The organism is Mesorhizobium sp. Cs1321R2N1 (genome assembly GCF_037179725.1).
Lineage (GTDB): Bacteria > Pseudomonadota > Alphaproteobacteria > Rhizobiales > Rhizobiaceae > Mesorhizobium > Mesorhizobium salmacidum.
Map to the genome: position 1 here is coordinate 13,405 of NZ_JAPYKP010000009.1, position 17,065 is coordinate 30,469.

Genomic DNA, 17,065 nt, shown 5'->3' on the forward strand with positions numbered 1-17,065 from the left:
CCGATCGCCTGTCAGGCGGCCGTCGCGCGCAGCGGAGGTCAAGGGCGGCCGAACGGTTCTCCATCGACTGAGGCGCTGCTTGCGCTGCAGTCTTGCATGAGAAGCATGGTCGGTCGGCGAAGCCTTGCCCTTGACGGAAGCGAGCACGGCGGCAGTCTCTCGACGGGTCGGGACTGTGGTCCACGCGTCACTCGCCTACGTATGTCGACGCTTTCGGCATGCGCGCTGCTCATGTTTGTCTCTGTGTCCAGCCCGGCAGCAGAACCTCCATCATACCTGCTAAAATCCTGCGCCGGGAGAGCGATCGGGATGAGCGGGACGTGGTCCGCTTACATCTGTGAAGCCGCGAAACGTTATGATCTCCCCGAGCGCTTGATACGCGCAGTGATGTATGTCGAGAGCGCCGCCGATGTGCGTGCTCTCTCGCCAAAGGGTGCCATGGGCTTGATGCAGATCATGCCCACCACCTGGGAAGAACTGCGCGTCAAACAGGGTCTCGGAACCGATCCGTTCAATCCGCGAGACAACATCCTGGCTGGCGCCGCGTATCTTCGCGAGATGCTCGATCGTTTCGGTCCGAAGGGATTTCTTGCCGCCTACAACGCCGGACCACAACGCTACCAGGAGCATCTTTCAACCGGTCGTCCGCTGCCTCGCGAAACGATCGACTACGTTGCGAAGCTGATGCCGTTGATCAAGGGAGCTGTTGCGATCCCGCCCCAATTGGGACGATTGGGAAAGCGGTCGAGCGCGGATCGTTCGCAGCTTTTTGCTCGCGAGTTTGCTCGGATAAATGACATCGAATGGCGAGACAAAAGAGGTTTCGATTCCGTCGACCAAACGGTGTTCGCGCAGATGCGTTCAGTCGCAATGCCGCCACAGAGCGACGCGACGTTGAGCGATCTCACAGCGCTTGAGCCGGAGCCGGCTACTTTGCGCACAAACGCCTATCCCACCCCAAAGCCGGCTGCGAACAACCTCTTCATCCCACGATCGCGCGGTGCATCTCGATGAGCGCTGGATTTCGCGTCGATCTGGTTCTGGCCTGTTTTGTCGCGGAATGGGCGGCGGAAGTGCTGGCGGCTAGGGAGGTCGGCGAGGGATGGCAAGATAAAAGGCCGCGATGTGCGGCTCGGTCGGTCGGTTGTTTTGATTGGCTTTTCTCGAGCTTTGCGCACATCGCCAGAAATACACGCACATCGCGCGAATTGGTATTCTGCAACGGTTTCAGCGTGGATCGCACATCGCGGGGGAATTGTCGTGAGAGGTGACGATGATTTCCGCGTGCGGCCCGGCCGTATCCGCTCGCGCCAAAGCCAAAGGGCACGGCCCTTCATCGCCCAAGCGCTTGCCGCCGCGCGGAAAGCTGGGGGGAGGATTTCTCGCCATGGCAGAATCACGAACGGGCACGGCTCCTATTTTGGACGCGGCCGGGTGGCGAGCATTCGCGCCAGTCGCTTCATCAGCCGCCGCTCTCGTTCCTGCACAGTCAAGGCGCTCGTGGTCCGTCACAAGCGACAGAATGGCCCGCTTGCCCGACACCTCAATTATCTGCGGCGCGAAGGGGTCACCCGCGACGGCGAGAAGGCGCGCATGTTTGGACTGCAAACCGACGATGTCGATGTCAAAGATTTCGCCGACCGGTGCGCGGATGATCGGCACCATTTTCGCTTCATCGTCTCGCCCCAAGACGCCCTCGACATGGCCGATCTCAAGACCTTCACTCGCGATCTGATGGTGCAGGCTGAGAAGGACCTTGGCACCACTCTAGATTGGCTGGCCGTCGATCATTGGAACACCGACAATCCCCACGTCCACATCATCCTGCGCGGCAGATCCGGGGACGGTCAGGATCTCGTCATCTCTCGCGACTACATAAAAAATGGGATGCGCAGTCGTGCGCAGGATCTGATCACTCAGGAACTTGGGCCAAGGACCGATCGTGAAATTGATCGCACATTCCATCGACAAATCGAAGCCGAACGCTGGACGGAACTCGACCGCCAGCTTGTTCGTGAACTCGACAGGCATGGCATGGTCGACGTCGCCCCTATCGGAGGTCGGAAGCCTGATGACTATCTCACGGTGAAAGTCGGCCGCTTACGAAAGTTGGAAAGCCTCGGCCTCGCGCACCCGATCGGTGGAGGCCAGTGGACAATGGTCGCCGAAGCCGAAGCCACCCTGCGGGCGCTTGGCGAGCGCAACGACATCATCAAGCGGATGCATCGCACGCTGGCCGAACATGGGCTCGACAGAGGCGCTGCCGACCAAGTTCTTGCGGGCGAGGCGAGCGACGCGCCCATCATCGGCAGGCTCATGGGCCGAGGCCTCGATGACGAGTTGCGCGCGTCTGCGTACGCAATTGTCGACGGCATCGATGGCCGCACCCACTACATCCGGTTTCAAGATCTGGATGCCACGGGAGATTCTGCACCAGGTTCGATTGTCGAGCTTCGGCGCTACGAAGACGGGCAGGGCCGGAGCCGGGTCGCCCTTGCTGTCCGTTCGGATCTTTCGATCAAAGAACAGGTCGGTGCTGACGGCGCGACGTGGCTCGATCGGCAACTGGTGGCGCATCGGCCAGCCAGACTAGGCGAGGGCGGATTTGCACAGGAGGTTAGACAGGCGCTGGAGAACCGCACCCAACACCTGGTCGAGCAAGGCTTGGCGCGGCGTGAGGCTGAACGTGTCATATTCGCGCGCAACCTAATTGCAGAGCTTCGCGGTCGCGAGATTGATGCACTGGGCGCGCAGCTAGCCGCCGCGACAGGTCTGGTATTCGCGAAGGCAGCTGAAGGTGACCAAATTGCTGGTGCCTGCCGACGGCGCTTCTCTCTTGCGACAGGCCGCTTCGCGATGATCGACGATGGGCTCGGCTTCAAGCTTGTGCCTTGGTCACCCCGACTCGAGACTCACCTGGGCAGGCATGTTACCGGCGTCATGCGGGCCGGGGGTGGTGTGGATTGGACACTAGGCAGGAAACGAGGGCTCGGGCTATGAGGCTGGTTGGTCAGGTACGCGACATAGTCCGGTCGAGCCCCTTTTTTCATAGGAGCAACCCCGTTGCTGCGCAGTCGGCGCGGCTCTTGAGTCTGACTTCTCCCGACAAAAAAAGGTCGCCGTATCCCAGTCTGTCCCCTGCTGATCAATCTGAAGAAGAATGTGACCAACATGTCACCGTCGTCAGAGAGACCATGCGCGCGCGAATGCAGAGTTGGCTTGGCGGCAACATCCTGCGATCTGGGTATCTCAAACAGACGACGACCTTGTTCAAACAGCTGAGATCCAGAGTTGACACTCTGCGCGTCCTGCTCTTGACCGCCGCGCGGACGCTCGCTGCCCCGATGCATGAATGGGTTGCCGGAGGGCATATCGAAGGGACAAGACCATGACCAAGATCGCCCTCGTCGCGATGACCATTGTCGGCTGCGACTGCGACGCCAAGCTGTGCGAATATATCGGCGAGACGCCGGCTAAATGGTCGACCATCGCCGAGTGCGAAGCCGCGATGAAGAGCCAGATCCTGCATGAGCGCAATTTCGACTACCCGCTCGTCTCCGGCATCTGCCGCACCAAAGGGTCGTCGTCCACCGCGAAAGGGGCCGCGACCGCTTCCCGCCCGAAACTGAAGTCTACGAGCCCAACCACTGAGCCTGAAAGAGCGCTGCCGGCAGAGCTCAGCCATCGCCCCAGTGTGCCGGTCGGTTCACCGACCACGGCCACGGAGGCCGCCGCCGCCCGACCTGTCGCCTACGAACTGGTGGTCGATGGCGGGACCGGCGTGCTTTATCGGACGAAAAACGGATATGCGGTGGTCGAGACCGATCTTGGCCGCGCCGTCTCGGCGATCGCCGAGGCCGCAAAACGCTCAGTGAACTGGCTAGCCGGCCTGATGCCGACGGGTCTGTAGGCTGGCCTCTACGTCTTCAGCTTGAGGCTCTCAGAACTTGTCGGTCAGCGGCTGTTCGGTAGCGGCGTCCTCGCCGGCGACGCGCTGATGTACATGAGACCGTGATCGGCAAGGCCGAGGCAGCGCTCGCCGCAGACGGCGGCACATACGGATTCCTGCTCGAAAACGGCTGGAAGTGGTTCGTTATTCCCGACCATTGCCCACCGATTGTCACCCCAAATCGTATGTACAAGATCGGCAGTGCAGATGAGCCGGGTGAATAGCTCTGATGTCCAAGGCGACGACCCATCACGCGCCGGCTTGCACGCGCAGCCGATGCTGGGGCCGCTGAACTGTGTATTCAATGCGGTCGAGCCAAACTGATCCGGCCTGTGAACCAGCTCACCCAGGCCGTTTATTGGCGTAAACCATTCGGCCCTTCCGGCAGGAAACGAACGTGGTGGCTTTTGATGCCGCAGCGCAGGGACAATTGAAGATCTCCAATTGCCGGATCGGTCCAATCGCTGTACATTGCAGCGGTCCCCACTGCCCGCCCGCGGTCTGCCGCGAGCTTCGCCATCAGCTTCCGAGGCAACTGTTCCTTTGGGTAGTCAAAGGTTCGGCAAACCGCTTTGCTGAATGAGCACAGCGTCGGTTGGCGTGCCTTAGTGTGGTGCACCGCCGGCCAGGAGGTAGCGATAGCCGTTGGTGGTCATCCACCGGGCGCGAGCGAGATGCGTCTCCCACGCCCTGAATGCCCGTTCCGGCTCCTTTGCGGGATCGATGTGCAGAACGATCCTGGCCACCTCGCGCCAGTCGGCGTCTTCGGCTGCTGCATCGAGAAGGCGGATGTAGGTGAGCAGCCGCTCCTCGTCGTAGCCGGTCAGAATGGGGGCGTCTGGCGCGACGTCGGCGACGTCGGGATCGAGCAACGGTTTCAGCACAGTACGACTTCCCCCCTTCAACGAGCACTCTTCGGACGTGCACTGAGTATAGCGAATAGGAACGATCATTCCTAGAACGTCAGTTCCTCTTCTGATTCCTAGTCCGTCATGGATCTCAAGGAGATCTTGGCGATCAATTTGCGTCGTTTGCGCCATGATCAGGACCTGACGCAGGAGGAGCTGGCATCCCGTTCGGGGCTGAGCATGCGTTACCTCGGCTCGATCGAGCGTGCTCGGGTTTCGGCCAGTGTCAGTGTTCTGGGTAGAATTGCAGATGCGTTTGAAGTCGACCCATGCGAACTCATCAGTCTCGCAAAACGGCAAGTTCCGCAGGGGTCCGACCGGCGCAATAGCGTGTGAAAGTCCTGGGCCGCTGTCATTGGCGCGGCGCTGGGCCGTGCCGTAGCTTGGGCTGTGATTCGAGGCCCGGGTCTTCGGGGTTTAGTCCACCCAATAGAGTATACGAGCACATGCGCGGCTACGAACCCGACGCGTTTGCCGCCGAGTATCTGATCCGGAACGCTGATTTCGTCGCCGAATGTGAGCGCCTGGCTTCAGGTCCGCTCACGCCAGGAGAAATCACCGGCTCGCCCGACTTCGCCGCTCGCTGGGGCGCGCGATTTCACAATTCCGGGTGCCGAGCCTCTCTCACCTGAACACATCTTCTGGACAGAGGCCTCGCCACGGGTTCTTCGCGCAACGCGGTGGACAGCTGCCGCCGGCTCCTCGCAGCCGGCCCGGCGACACACTCGACTCAGCAGAGTTCAGAGCTGGACAGAAGCCCGAGATTTATGCCGCGCCGCGTCGATGCCACTGACAATCCGCTCTCCAGCGGTGCAGGACGAAAAGCCCGCGCCTCCAAGGAGACGCGGGCATGTTGCCTGGGCGCTTGTGGCGCCGCGGTACTCGAAACATTACCGCAGGATTGAACCCTGCCGATTTGCGGTAAAGATAAGCTTAACCCACCGGCGCGTCTCGCAGGCTATTCGCACCGTAAAAGAATTGGATGGGATGGCCGCGCCTAACCTGCGATCCAGACGCCGAAGTTGGAGCCCGACAGGAGAATTCTCAACTCGCATCATCACTACAGTCGCGGCGCCACCGAGCACAGCACACGGCCGATTCAGCGGCGTCGGACGATTTTTCAGCCTGGGCCGAACTGCCGCCTGCCTTTCTCGCGTGCGTCCAGCGCTTTTGCACTCAGTTCGGAGACCCCCGATTGCTTGGAAAAATCGCCGCGTACGATGCCGTGGCGCTGCAGCTTATCGTAAAACGTCTTGCGCGGAATGCCGAGCGCCTCGACCGTGCGCCTGACATCGCCGCCGTTGCGGCCGAGCGTCTCGCGGATGATGTGTGCCTCATAGCGCTCCAGGCGCTCGGGCAAGGACACGACGGTGTCCGGATCGGCCGGCCGAAGAGAAGAGCTGCCACCGATCTCTTCCAACCCGAGCACGAAGCGCTCGGCAAAATGCGCGAGTTCGCGAACATTGCCGGGCCAATCATGTTGCCGGAGATGGTGCTGGACGGCGGCTGGCACGGCGGGCACCGGGCGACGAAAGCGGATTGCGGCGCGCTCTGCGAAGTAGCCGAACAGAAGAGCGACATCATCGCGGCGCTCGCGCAGCGGTGGAATGGAGACGGTGACCACGTTGAGCCGGTAATAGAGGTCCTCCCGGAAATCGCCGCGCTGGCGCGGGTCGCCGAGATCAACTTTGGCGGCGGCGACGACGCGCAGATCCACCGGCCTCACGTCATTGGTGCCAAGCGGCATGACCTCGCGCATTTCCAACACCCGCAACATGCGCACCTGTGTCGAAACCGGCATGCTTTCGATCTCGTCGAGGAACAGCGTGCCGCCGCTTGAATGTTCGACACGGCCGATCCGCTTCTTTTGCGCGCCGGTGAAAGCGCCGGCCTCGTGTCCGAACAATTCGCTTTCGATCACCGTCTCCGGAAGGGTGCCGCAATTGAGAGCGACGAAATTGCCCTTGGCGCGGCGGCTCCAGCGATGCAGCAGCCCGGCCACCACCTCCTTGCCGGAGCCGGTCTCGCCGGTTACCAGCACGTCGACATCGGTGTCTGCAATTTGCCGTAAGGTGCGGCGCAGCCTTTCCATCGCGGGGGTCTGGCCGATCAGCGGCAGGCTGTCCTGTGCCAGCTCACCCGCCTCGCGCAACGCCCGGTTCTCCATCGTCAGACGCCGCTTTTCCGCGGCCCGCCGCACGCTCTGTGCCAGGCCCTCAGCGGCGAACGGCTTGGTGATGAAGTCGTAAGCGCCATCCTTGATCGCCTTGACAGCCATTGCGACGTCCCCGTGGCCGGTGACAAGAATGACGGGGATGTCCGGATCGAGCCGCAGGATGCGGTCGAAAAGCTGCAACCCGTCGATCTCGGGCATGCGGATATCGGACACCACCACACCGGCAAAATCGGAATCGATCCCGGCCAAGGCCTTCGCCGCCATCGAGAAGGCCGACACCGAGAATCCGGCCAGCTCAAGCGTCTGGGCGGTGGCTTTCAGGAGGTCACGGTCGTCCTCGATTAGTATCACTGGTGCTGGGCTCTGGTGCGTCATGTTCGACTACGCTGCCTTCAAAAGATGTATGGTGAAGCAGGTGCCCCTCTCGCCGCTCTCTACCTCGATGCGGCCGCCATAGTCGGCGACGATTTCCTTCGAGATCACCAAGCCAAGGCCGAGGCCGGTTTCCTTCGACGTGTTGAACGGCGTGAACAGCGACTTCAGGATGGTCGGCGGAATGCCGGGCCCGTTGTCCAACACGCTGAGCGCCACACCATCGGCCGTTTCATCGATCGAGACGTCCACCCTAGCGTGATCGCAGCCGTCAAGCGCTTCCAGGGCATTCTGGAAGAGATTGATTAGCACCTGTTCGAGCCGGACCCGGTTTCCCATGACCTTGAAGGAGGCAGGCGCGGGCTCGATGACAAGCGCGTCGAGCCGGGCCGCAAAACGACTTCTCAGCAGGACGACTGCACTGTCGATGACGCCGCGCAAGTCCACCGGCGCAGCGGCCGTGCGGCCCTTGCGGGCGAAGGCCTTTAGTTCATTGGTGATTGAGCCGATGCGTTCCGTCAGCGCGGCTATGGCGCCGAGGTTCTCCTCTGCCGGAGCGGTTTGCTTGCGCTCCAGGAAGACGCGGGCGTTGTCGGCATAGGCCCGGATGGTGGCAACCGGCTGATTGATCTCATGCGCAACGCCGGCCGCGACCTGCCCCAGGATGGCCAGTCGATTTGCCTGGACCAGATCCTGCTGTACCACCTGGAGCTTGGCTTCCGTGCTGCGGTGGCCGATGATCTCGGACTGCAGCCGATCGCGAGCGCGGCTTAGATCCTCTGTTCGCTCGGCGACGCGGCGTTCGAGCTCAGAGCGGGCCGCCTGTTCGGTCGCGATTCTCATCTGCGCCGATTGCCGGCGCCAGAGCAGATAAGCAGCCAGGCTCAGAAGCGGAAGCACGATGCCAAGCGCCAGGAGCCGCATGCCGCGGACAGCGGCCGCTAGCGGTGCTTCCGCAGGTAGGAGATAGTCGAGTCGCCAGCTTGTCGTGGGGACCTGGGTCGAGAGGCGCAGATATTCCGCGTCGCTGCCGCCTGGCACCATGGCGTGGACAATCGATACATCCTGGCTCAAGACCTCGGGGCGTGTGATCGGTAACGGCGTCAGAGGCGCATGGCCGACCTGCTGGCTGTCGCGGACCGCGACAAGGTCAGGCCCAGCAAGAGCTGCTGTCGTCCTGAAACGCCAGGATGGAATACTGGTGACCAGCACGATACCATGTTCGTCGCTGACATAGGTCGGCCGATTCGCCTCGAGCCAGTTCGCTTCGATCTGATCGAACTCCATCTTGATGACGACGACCCCGAGCGGTGCTGTGGCATTGCCGACACGTCGCGAAATGTAAAGGCCCGCACGCTTGCTGACATTGCCGAGCGCGAAATATTCGGCTGTTCCGGTCTGCATCGCCCTAGAGAAGTAGGCGCGAAAGCCGTAGTCGCTGCCGACAAAGCTGTTCGGCTCGCGCCAGTTGCTGGATGCGACCGCCACACCATTGGCGCCGGTGACGTAGAGCACCGATGCCTTGGTGCCGGAGACCAGCCCCTCGAGCTTCCGGTTCAGCACATTGATCGCGACGGGATCGCGCCGTGCCAGAGCATCGTGCACCTGCTGGTCCTGCGATAGCAACAGCGGCAGCGCGCGTGGATTTTCCAGAACAGCGCCCAGTAGCGCCACTTTCAGGTTGACATCTGTGCGCCCCTGCGCCGCCAGCGCCTTGAGTTCGATGCCCTGCGCGTAGAGACCGGCGCTATAGAGCGCCGCCGCGATGATCGCGAGCCCTACTGCCGCGAAAGCGAACCAGGCTCGGCCCGCACGCCTGCCGAGTTGCTCCTGCGTCGAAGATTGGTCGGCGCGGCGCTGTAGCATCGCCCAGTTGTGCATAACTTCGCACAACGGGCAATCCGATTTGTGCGGCCGGCCGCACTATTTGCCCGCCGGCAAGCATCGGGAATTGAAGATCACGCGGCGAGATCAGAGACTTACCGGTAACAGGCTGCGTCTGGCACGCCAGTTGCGAAGTCCGATTCAGCAGCCGCGAGGCTGTTGAGCTCAAGGTCCCGGGAGGTCGGGCTTCCCGATCGGGGCGCAACGGAGGATATCATGCAGACAGCAATCGCTGCCGCCGAGCCGCGCGGCAAGGTTCCCCTATATCGGCATCTCTACGTACAGGTTCTGGTGGCGATCGCCGCCGGCATTGTTCTCGGCCATTTCTATCCCGAGACCGGTGCCGCGATGAAGCCGTTCGGCGACGCCTTCATCAAGCTGGTGAAGATGATCATAGCGCCGGTGATCTTCCTGACGGTGGCGACCGGCATTGCCGGCGTTTCCGACCTGCAGAAAGTCGGCCGCGTCGCAGGCAAAGCGATGGTCTATTTCCTGGTGTTCTCGACCCTGGCGTTGGTTGTCGGCCTCATCGTCTCCAATGTTGTCCGGCCCGGCGCCGGCATGCATATCAACCCGGCCACGCTCGACGCGTCGAAGGTGATAACCTTTACCGAAAAGGCGCATGACACCAGCATCGTCGGCTTCCTGATGAACATCATCCCCGACACGATCACTGGCGCCTTTGTCCAAGGCGACGTATTGCAGGTGCTGTTCTTTTCGGTGCTGTTCGGCATCGCGATGGGGCTCGTCGGCGACCGCGGCCGCCCGGTCCTCGATTTCCTGCAAGCGCTGACCGCGCCAATCTTCCGCCTTGTCGGCATATTGATGAAGGCCGCGCCGGTCGGCGCCTTCGGTGCCATGGCCTTCACCATCGGCAAGTACGGCATCGGCTCGATGGCCAATCTCGCCATGCTGATCGGCACCTTCTACGCGACCTCACTGCTGTTCGTACTGCTGGTGCTTGGCACGGTCGCCCGCTACAACGGCTTCTCGATCCTGGCGCTGATCCGCTACATCAAGGAAGAGTTGCTGCTGGTTCTCGGCACCTCTTCGTCGGAGGCGGCGCTGCCCGGCCTCATGGTCAAGATGGAGCGTGCCGGCTGCAAGCGCTCGGTGGTCGGCCTGGTCATTCCGACCGGCTATTCCTTCAACCTGGACGGCACAAACATCTACATGACGCTGGCGGCCTTGTTCATCGCGCAGGCGACCGACACGCCGCTCACTCTCGGCGACCAGATCCTTTTGCTACTCGTCGCCATGCTGAGCTCCAAGGGTGCCGCTGGCATCACTGGCGCTGGCTTCATCACCCTGGCGGCGACGCTGTCGGTCGTACCCTCCGTACCGGTTGCCGGCATGGCGCTGATCCTCGGCGTCGACCGCTTCATGTCAGAGTGCAGGGCGCTCACCAATCTCGTCGGCAATGCGGTCGCGACGATCGTCGTGGCGCGCTGGGAAAAGGAACTCGATGTGACGAAGCTCGCCGCGGCCATGGCCGGTCAATTGCCAGACGAGCCAGACCTGTCGCTGCCGCAAGTGCAGGATATCTCTATCTCGCCGGGCGATCGACCACGGTTCTGGGGCAACGATATGTACGAGGGCAAACCTCACTGAGATCGTTCCGCTCGGGCCGATATGCCGGCCGGACTTGTCGGGTACTCGCGCCATTCCAAAGCCGGGCGTCGAAACAACTGGCCGTCAGCCCTCGGCTTACCTTTGCACCTCATGGTCCGAAGGGGAGGTGTGACGTCGAGGAATGATGCTCAATGTGCGCAATCAGCGAAGTGTACAATCTCCCGGGGCCGGCGCATGGAGGCAAGCACAATCTCCTCCATGCGAGCTCGGGTGATTATAGAGTCACCCGGCAGAATTCTCCTTAAGTCTGTTGAGGACGAATCGCTTGCCTTCGACCACGCTGTCGTGAAGCGATCTCGCATTGGCCAGATGCGCGGCGATCGCGCTGGCCAGCATGCATCCCGTCCCGCGCATCGTTCCGGCAACACGCGGTGCCTCGAAGCGAATGGATTCTTGGTTGGAGCTCAGCAAAATATCTGTTGATCGCGGTCCCGTCGCGTGGCCACCCTTGAGCAACAACGCCTGCGGCCCGGCTGCAAGCAATCTTTTTCCCTGCTGGAGCGCGTCATCCTCGTCTGCTGCCAGTTCCGATCCGACAAGGGCCGCCAGCTCGATGAGATTTGGCGTGACGAGCCGGCAGAGCGGCATGAGATCCCGCTTCATGGCGCCGATCGCTTTCGCTTCCAGCAGTGGCCTGCCCGAAGAGGAAGCCAGTACAGGGTCGAGTACAGCCGGTATCCATGGATATTCGCTGAGCACGGCCGCGACCGCGACAATGACCCGCCCGGTTGAGAGCATGCCGATCTTGATGGCCGACACCTTGTTGGCCCGCAATGCTGCGCGCATCTGGTCGGCGACCAGCCCGGGTTGCTGGTGATGGATTGCGATGACGGCATCGTGGGTCTGCACCGTCACCGCGGTGACGGCAAGGCAGGTGCGCACGCCGACGGCAGAGATCGTCTCAATATCGCGTGCAACGCCGCCACCCCCGCTGGAGTCCGATCCCCCCACGACAAGCACGTGCGGCTCTTGCCTTAGCGCCATCGGTTTGTCTTCTCGATCCATTGTTGCGTGCGCGCTTCGGGATCGGCATTCAGCGTAATGTCGGTGACCACTGCCGCGCAGTCTGCGCCAGCCTCGAAGACACTGTCGAGCCGGTCAGGGTTGAGGCCGCCGATGGCAACCAACGGAATCGGTGCAACTTGTCGCTTCCACGCGCTGATCCGTTCGAGCCCTTGCGGCGCCCATTTCATCTTCTTGAGGCTGGTCGGATAAATGGGTCCCAGCGCCACATAGTCCGGCTCGGCCGCCAGCGCCGTTTCCAGTTCAGTGTGATCGTGGGTCGAAAGCCCGAGCTTTAATCCAGCGTATTTAATCGCCAGCAGATCGGCCGCAGCTAAATCCTCCTGGCCGAGATGGACGAAGTCGCAGCCTTCCTCGATGGCCAGCCGCCAATAGTCGTTGATGATCAGTTGGCAACCATGGATCGTGCAGACGTCGTTCGCGCGGCGGATTTCCGTCCGCAGCGTGGCCTCATCCCTGTCCTTGATGCGCAACTGCGCCAGCTTGACGCCAAGCGGCACCAGCCGTTCGATCCAGGCAGCGCTGTCGACGATCAGGTAGAAGGGATCGAGCTTCATGAAAGGGCCGCCCTGCCAAACGTGGGCGTCGACGGCATGGCAACATCGCGCGGTTCGAGCATTCCCGATTTGAAAGCCTCATATCCGGCATCGACCGCCTTGCCGAACGCACCCGCCATGCCGACCGGATCGGCCGCCTTGGCGACCGCCGTGTTCAGGAGCACGGCGTCAAAGCCGAGCTCCATCACGGTTGCCGCGTGCGACGGTCGTCCGAGCCCTGCATCCACAATCAGCGGGACGCCGGGGAAATGTCCGCGCATCGAGCGCAGCGCCGGGATGTTGACCGGGCCGAGGGCGGAACCGATCGGCGCGCACCACGGCATCAGAACCTTGCAGCCCGCGTGCAGCAGCCGTTCGGCAACGACGAGGTCGTCGGTGGTGTAAGGGAAAACCGCAAAACCATCTTCGCACAGGATACGAGCGGCTTCGACCAGGCCGAACACGTCTGGCTGCAACGTATCATGGTTGCCGATCACTTCGAGCTTGATCCAACTCGTCCCGAACACTTCGCGCGCCATGTTCGCAGTCATGACCGCTTCCTTGATGGAGTGGCAGCCAGCAGTGTTGGGCAGGATTTTCGTGCCGAGCGATCGAACCAGCGACCAGAATTTTTCGCCGGCCCTGCCGCCCGCCATCTCACGCCGCAAGGAGACGGTCACCACGGAGGTGCCCGACGCCTTGACCGCATCAGCAAGGATGGCCGGCGAAGGATATTGCGCCGTGCCGAGAAGCAGTCGGGAGGGAAGTGGCGTCCCGAAAAGCTCGAACATGCTAGCCTCCCTGCATCGGCGAGAGGATTTCGATCCGGTCACCGTCGCTCAACTGGAATTCCGCCCGGCTGGCCTTGTGCACGAGATCGCTGTTGACGGCCGTCGCCAGCCAATCGCCCTCATAGTCGAGCGCTGCAAGCAGCTCTGCCAGCGTGGTGGCGGCAACCTCACGCGCTTCGCCGTTTACGACCAATTTCATGGGCAAGCTCCACGGGTTTGTCTTTGCTGAAGAGAAAGTCTGCCGCCTGGCGCGCCATGGCCGGGGCCAAAAGAAAGCCATGACGATAGAGGCCGTTGATCCTAACGGTGTCTCCGCTCGCTTCGACTAGCGGCAGATTGTTGGGAAAAGCTGGACGAACCCCGGCGCCTGTCTCAATGATGCAGGCTTCGCCAAAGGCCGGGTGGAGCGCGCAGGCCGCGCTCAGAAGTTCCATCATCGAACGGACCGTGACCGGACCGCTGTCATCGCTCTCGATCATCGTGGCGCCGGCCATGAATCGGTGATCGGGGCGCGGCACCACATAGAGCGGAAAGCGCGGATGCAGCAGCCGGACCGGGCGCGACAGCGAGATATCGGGTGTGTGCAGGATCAGCATTTCGCCGCGAACGCCGCGCAGCCTCTCATCGCCCGCTGCCATTCCCACGCAGTCTATCTCACGGTCGAATCCGGAAAGCTGCCGGGCGTCCGTGGCAAAGCGGAAGTCGACGCCCATCGCGACGAGCTTTTCGTGAAGCGCTGCCATTGCAGTGCGCGGCTCGAGATGCGCCTCGCCGGCGAAGAACAGGGCGCGGCGAAAACGGCCGGCGAGGTCGGGCTCCAGCCGCGCGATTTCCTCCTCATCGATCCAGCGATGGCTCGAGGTGCGGCTTGCGAAGCGGTCAAGCTCGCCCGCATCCCGCGGCGTTGCAACAACCAGCGTTCCGGCCCGCGTCACCTGACCTGGCAGCACGGCATCCCACCATTCGGCGGCGCCGCGTCCGAGGTCCAGCACAGGCTGCTCCGCGCTTTCGCGCTCGCACCAGGGCGCCAGCATGCCGCCGGCAAACCACGATGCGCTGCCGCCGAGACCACACCCGATTTCAGCGACGGTGACCTCCGCGCCGCGACTGGTGAGCTCGAAGGCCGCGGTGAGGCCGGCGACGCCGGCCCCCTTGACCAGCACCCTCATGACGGCTCCGGCACCTCGGGCGTGGTGTCACTCACCGGCATATAGAGATCGCCGCCCGCGCGGTATTTTTCCGCCATCGCCGCCATCCCCTCCTTCTGCGCTTCGGCGCGGATGTCGTGGGAGATGCGCATCGAGCAGAATTTCGGCCCGCACATCGAGCAGAAATGCGCCACCTTGTGCGCCTCCTTCGGCAAGGTCTCGTCGTGAAAGGAACGGGCGGTTTCCGGATCGAGCGACAGGTTGAACTGGTCCTCCCAGCGGAACTCGAAACGGGCGCGAGAAAGGGCATCATCCCTGGTTTTCGCCGCCGGGTGGCCTTTCGCCAGGTCGGCCGCGTGCGCGGCAATTTTGTAGGTGATGACGCCGGTTTTGACGTCGTTGCGGTCCGGCAGACCGAGATGTTCCTTCGGCGTCACATAGCAGAGCATGGCGGTGCCGAACCAGCCGATCATGGCGGCGCCGATGCCGCTGGTGATGTGATCGTAGCCGGGCGCAATGTCGGTCGTCAGCGGTCCAAGCGTGTAGAACGGTGCTTCGCCGCAGACTGCGAGCTGCTTGTCCATGTTTTGCTTGATCTTGTGCATGGGGACATGGCCCGGCCCCTCGATCATCACCTGGCAGTCCATGGCCCAGGCGATCTTCGTCAATTCGCCGAGCGTCTCCAGCTCGGCGAATTGCGCCGCGTCGTTGGCGTCGGCGATCGAGCCCGGCCGAAGGCCGTCACCGAGCGAGAAGGAGACGTCGTAGGCTCTGGCGATGTCGCAGATCTCCTCGAAATGCTCATAGAGGAAGCTTTCGCGGTGATGATGCAGGCACCATTTCGCCATGATCGAGCCGCCGCGCGAGACGATGCCGGTAACCCGCTCGACGGTCAGCGGGATGTAATGCAGACGGACGCCGGCATGGATGGTGAAATAGTCGACGCCTTGCTCGGCCTGTTCGATCAGCGTATCGCGATAGACCTCCCAATTCAGGTCCTCGGCAATGCCGCCGACCTTTTCCAGCGCCTGGTAGAGCGGCACCGTGCCGATCGGCACCGGCGAATTGCGTACGATCCATTCGCGGATGTTGTGGATGTTGCGACCGGTCGACAGATCCATGACCGTATCGGCGCCCCAGCGGGTCGCCCAGACCATCTTTTCGACCTCCTCAGTCATTGAGGAGGTGACAGCAGAGTTGCCGATATTGGCATTGATCTTGACCAGGAAATTGCGGCCGATGATCATCGGCTCGCTTTCGGGATGGTTGATGTTGGCGGGAATGATTGCCCGCCCCCGCGCTACCTCGTCACGCACGAATTCCGGCGTGACAAAATCGGGGATCGCCGCACCGAAGGCCTCGCCGTCCCGCTGCAGCTTGCCGCGCAGGCTTTCGCGTCCAAGGTTCTCGCGAATGGCGACGAATTCCATTTCGGGCGTGATGATGCCGGCGCGGGCATAGGCAAGCTGGGTCACCGCCTTGTCTGCGTTGGCCCTGAGCGGCCGATTGCGAATGGGAAATTCCGGCGTCAGGCGCGCGCCAGTCGCAAATCCGTTGTCTTCCGGCGTGATGTCGCGGCCATCGTAGAATTCGACATCGCCACGAGCCGTAATCCATTCGTGCCGAAGCCGGGCGAGGCCTTTCTCTATACTCGTTTCGACCGTTTGATCAGTGTAGGGGCCGGATGGATCATAGACCGTCACAGGCGGTTCGCCGGCGGTCGGGTGGACGGAGATTTCGCGCATCGGCACCCTGATCTGCGGGTGGAGGGTGCCTTGCTTGTGTATCTTGCGTGAGGCGGGCAGGGGTCCCGTCGAAACTGCGGGGGTCAAGGCATTCATTTGAGGCTCCTTTGCTCATTTGCAATGGAGACCCAGTTCTGTGCCGGAAGGATGGAGACACCTTGGTCGACCTGCTCGAGACAGGTCTTCGGGCATGACTCCCGCAAAGCGCTTGCACCGTCCCTACGCCAGTATGAACTGGATCAGGTTCAACGGGTCACTGCGCCGCGAAAGCCAGCAGTATCTCAGCCCCTTGCCGGGACTCCCCTGGTGAATGGGTCAATTGGACCGAGCCGGTGGCCTTTTGTCAAGCGCATTCGGTCCAGGGCGGTAGGTCGAAGCCAGAAGGAAGGGTTGTATAAACAGGACGCGGACCGGCTCGGTCCGCGCTCGATTCTGTAGTCGCGGGGGGCCGGTGAAACGCTCATGGTCTATGACAAACCGACCGAAATGCTACATCTGAAACCATGAAGATATTGACTTTCATAAACTGCTCGTTGATAGTTGTAGCTCGATAATATCTAGGAACTCGTGACTTAATGAAAATATTACTTCGGTATAGCAGTTCAATCGACATCAGTTTGATGACGTAATATTGTTTCATCCATAGTTTAAATCTTAAAAATTGCTAATTTGCTGGTTGATGGAGTAATGGGCTGGTGACATGCCAGCCGACTTCAACATGGCAGTCCCGATTGGCAATTTCCAGACGCCTCGGCCGATAGCGGCAGTGCAGCGAGCTCCTCCCTCTCCTTGTCGCACCGCCCAATCGGCCGAGGCTACCCGTCGCAAGGACGCGTGCCTCGGAAATGCAGAATTGCGTTGGCCGTAGAGCACAGTACCCGTGGGAAGCATACGAATGGCT

Annotated in this window: 15 protein-coding genes, 2 pseudogenes and 1 riboswitch; of the genes and pseudogenes, 7 read left to right on the forward strand and 10 right to left on the reverse strand. The window is 61.9% G+C overall.

What is annotated here, in order from left to right:
• Positions 1-309 precede the first annotated feature (309 nt).
• The 4 genes from O7A61_RS04340 to O7A61_RS04355 all read left to right on the forward strand — a co-directional run bounded on the left by O7A61_RS04340 (position 310) and on the right by O7A61_RS04355 (position 4,173).
• Entirely contained in the window at positions 310-1,014 is a 705-nt protein-coding gene (locus O7A61_RS04340; protein WP_337128568.1) for a lytic transglycosylase domain-containing protein, read from the forward strand.
• A gap of 246 nt (positions 1,015-1,260) precedes the next feature.
• Entirely contained in the window at positions 1,261-3,000 is a 1,740-nt protein-coding gene (locus O7A61_RS04345) for a relaxase/mobilization nuclease domain-containing protein (protein ID WP_337128569.1), read from the forward strand.
• Between the two features lie 388 nt (positions 3,001-3,388).
• Complete coding sequence (locus tag O7A61_RS04350) at positions 3,389-3,910, forward strand: hypothetical protein (RefSeq protein ID WP_337128570.1); 522 nt, start codon at positions 3,389-3,391, stop codon at positions 3,908-3,910.
• Between the two features lie 101 nt (positions 3,911-4,011).
• Positions 4,012-4,173 (forward strand): hypothetical protein, encoded by a 162-nt coding sequence (locus O7A61_RS04355; RefSeq protein WP_337128650.1) that lies wholly within the window; start codon positions 4,012-4,014, stop codon positions 4,171-4,173.
• Positions 4,174-4,554: 381 nt separating this feature from the next.
• Here O7A61_RS04355 and O7A61_RS04360 read toward each other — a convergent pair whose 3' ends face one another.
• A complete protein-coding gene (locus tag O7A61_RS04360) occupies positions 4,555-4,833 on the reverse strand; it encodes a DNA -binding domain-containing protein (RefSeq protein WP_149906625.1) in 279 nt (92 codons plus the stop codon).
• A gap of 108 nt (positions 4,834-4,941) precedes the next feature.
• Here O7A61_RS04360 and O7A61_RS04365 point away from each other — a divergent pair.
• Positions 4,942-5,154, forward strand: a pseudogene (locus O7A61_RS04365) (helix-turn-helix domain-containing protein); the annotation flags it as partial.
• On the opposite strand, the pseudogene O7A61_RS32545 reads toward O7A61_RS04365, so the two are convergent.
• Positions 5,118-5,213 (reverse strand): annotated as a pseudogene (locus O7A61_RS32545) (hypothetical protein); the annotation flags it as partial. The pseudogenes O7A61_RS04365 and O7A61_RS32545 overlap by 37 nt on opposite strands.
• A 90-nt stretch (positions 5,214-5,303) precedes the next feature.
• On the opposite strand from O7A61_RS32545, the gene O7A61_RS32550 reads away from it, so the two are divergent.
• Positions 5,304-5,489 (forward strand): transcriptional regulator domain-containing protein, encoded by a 186-nt coding sequence (locus tag O7A61_RS32550; protein ID WP_442921044.1) that lies wholly within the window; start codon positions 5,304-5,306, stop codon positions 5,487-5,489.
• A 488-nt stretch (positions 5,490-5,977) separates the two neighbouring features.
• Here the strand turns inward: O7A61_RS32550 and O7A61_RS04375 are convergent, their stop codons facing one another.
• Positions 5,978-7,408: a sigma-54-dependent transcriptional regulator gene (locus O7A61_RS04375; protein WP_337128575.1), complete on the reverse strand. Its 1,431-nt coding sequence runs from the start codon at positions 7,406-7,408 to the stop codon at positions 5,978-5,980.
• 6 nt (positions 7,409-7,414) lie between these two features.
• Positions 7,415-9,286: a sensor histidine kinase gene (locus O7A61_RS04380; protein ID WP_337128644.1), complete on the reverse strand. Its 1,872-nt coding sequence runs from the start codon at positions 9,284-9,286 to the stop codon at positions 7,415-7,417.
• A gap of 219 nt (positions 9,287-9,505) precedes the next feature.
• On the opposite strand from O7A61_RS04380, the gene O7A61_RS04385 reads away from it, so the two are divergent.
• Positions 9,506-10,900 carry a dicarboxylate/amino acid:cation symporter gene (locus O7A61_RS04385; protein WP_337128576.1) on the forward strand — a complete coding sequence of 465 codons (1,395 nt, stop codon included), beginning with the start codon at positions 9,506-9,508 and terminating at the stop codon, positions 10,898-10,900.
• A gap of 243 nt (positions 10,901-11,143) precedes the next feature.
• Here the strand turns inward: O7A61_RS04385 and thiD are convergent, their stop codons facing one another.
• Genes thiD through thiC form a run of 6 tightly spaced genes read right to left on the reverse strand, consistent with a single transcriptional unit; the run spans position 11,144 to position 16,260 of the window.
• Positions 11,144-11,905, reverse strand: a complete 762-nt coding sequence (gene thiD / locus O7A61_RS04390) for a bifunctional hydroxymethylpyrimidine kinase/phosphomethylpyrimidine kinase (RefSeq protein ID WP_337128577.1) — start codon at positions 11,903-11,905, stop codon at positions 11,144-11,146.
• Positions 11,896-12,501: a thiamine phosphate synthase gene (locus O7A61_RS04395; protein ID WP_337128578.1), complete on the reverse strand. Its 606-nt coding sequence runs from the start codon at positions 12,499-12,501 to the stop codon at positions 11,896-11,898. The genes thiD and O7A61_RS04395 overlap by 10 nt, the downstream gene beginning before the upstream one ends.
• The gene (locus O7A61_RS04400) at positions 12,498-13,271 is read right to left on the reverse strand and encodes a thiazole synthase (protein WP_337128579.1); all 774 of its coding nucleotides are present in this window, start codon (positions 13,269-13,271) and stop codon (positions 12,498-12,500) included. The genes O7A61_RS04395 and O7A61_RS04400 overlap by 4 nt, the downstream gene beginning before the upstream one ends.
• Position 13,272: 1 nt before the next feature.
• Positions 13,273-13,470 (reverse strand): sulfur carrier protein ThiS, encoded by a 198-nt coding sequence (gene thiS / locus O7A61_RS04405; RefSeq protein ID WP_337128581.1) that lies wholly within the window; start codon positions 13,468-13,470, stop codon positions 13,273-13,275.
• Positions 13,439-14,440 (reverse strand): glycine oxidase ThiO, encoded by a 1,002-nt coding sequence (gene thiO, locus O7A61_RS04410; RefSeq protein ID WP_337128583.1) that lies wholly within the window; start codon positions 14,438-14,440, stop codon positions 13,439-13,441. The genes thiS and thiO overlap by 32 nt, the downstream gene beginning before the upstream one ends.
• Positions 14,437-16,260 (reverse strand): phosphomethylpyrimidine synthase ThiC, encoded by a 1,824-nt coding sequence (thiC, locus tag O7A61_RS04415; RefSeq protein ID WP_337128584.1) that lies wholly within the window; start codon positions 16,258-16,260, stop codon positions 14,437-14,439. Before thiC ends, thiO begins: the two co-directional genes overlap by 4 nt.
• A 102-nt stretch (positions 16,261-16,362) precedes the next feature.
• Positions 16,363-16,479: riboswitch (TPP riboswitch) on the reverse strand.
• Between the last annotated feature and the right edge of the window lie 586 nt (positions 16,480-17,065).

Coding starts and splice junctions, on each gene's coding strand:
- O7A61_RS04340 (WP_337128568.1), top strand. CDS start 310: ATGAGCGGGACGTGGTCCGCTTACATCTGTGAAGCCGCGAAACGTTAT.
- O7A61_RS04350 (WP_337128570.1), top strand. CDS start 3,389: ATGACCAAGATCGCCCTCGTCGCGATGACCATTGTCGGCTGCGACTGC.
- O7A61_RS32550 (WP_442921044.1), top strand. CDS start 5,304: ATGCGCGGCTACGAACCCGACGCGTTTGCCGCCGAGTATCTGATCCGG.
- O7A61_RS04375 (WP_337128575.1), bottom strand. CDS start 7,408: ATGACGCACCAGAGCCCAGCACCAGTGATACTAATCGAGGACGACCGT.
- O7A61_RS04380 (WP_337128644.1), bottom strand. CDS start 9,286: ATGCACAACTGGGCGATGCTACAGCGCCGCGCCGACCAATCTTCGACG.
- O7A61_RS04385 (WP_337128576.1), top strand. CDS start 9,506: ATGCAGACAGCAATCGCTGCCGCCGAGCCGCGCGGCAAGGTTCCCCTA.
- thiD (WP_337128577.1), bottom strand. CDS start 11,905: ATGGCGCTAAGGCAAGAGCCGCACGTGCTTGTCGTGGGGGGATCGGAC.
- O7A61_RS04395 (WP_337128578.1), bottom strand. CDS start 12,501: ATGAAGCTCGATCCCTTCTACCTGATCGTCGACAGCGCTGCCTGGATC.
- O7A61_RS04400 (WP_337128579.1), bottom strand. CDS start 13,271: ATGTTCGAGCTTTTCGGGACGCCACTTCCCTCCCGACTGCTTCTCGGC.
- thiS (WP_337128581.1), bottom strand. CDS start 13,470: ATGAAATTGGTCGTAAACGGCGAAGCGCGTGAGGTTGCCGCCACCACG.
- thiO (WP_337128583.1), bottom strand. CDS start 14,440: ATGAGGGTGCTGGTCAAGGGGGCCGGCGTCGCCGGCCTCACCGCGGCC.
- thiC (WP_337128584.1), bottom strand. CDS start 16,260: ATGAATGCCTTGACCCCCGCAGTTTCGACGGGACCCCTGCCCGCCTCA.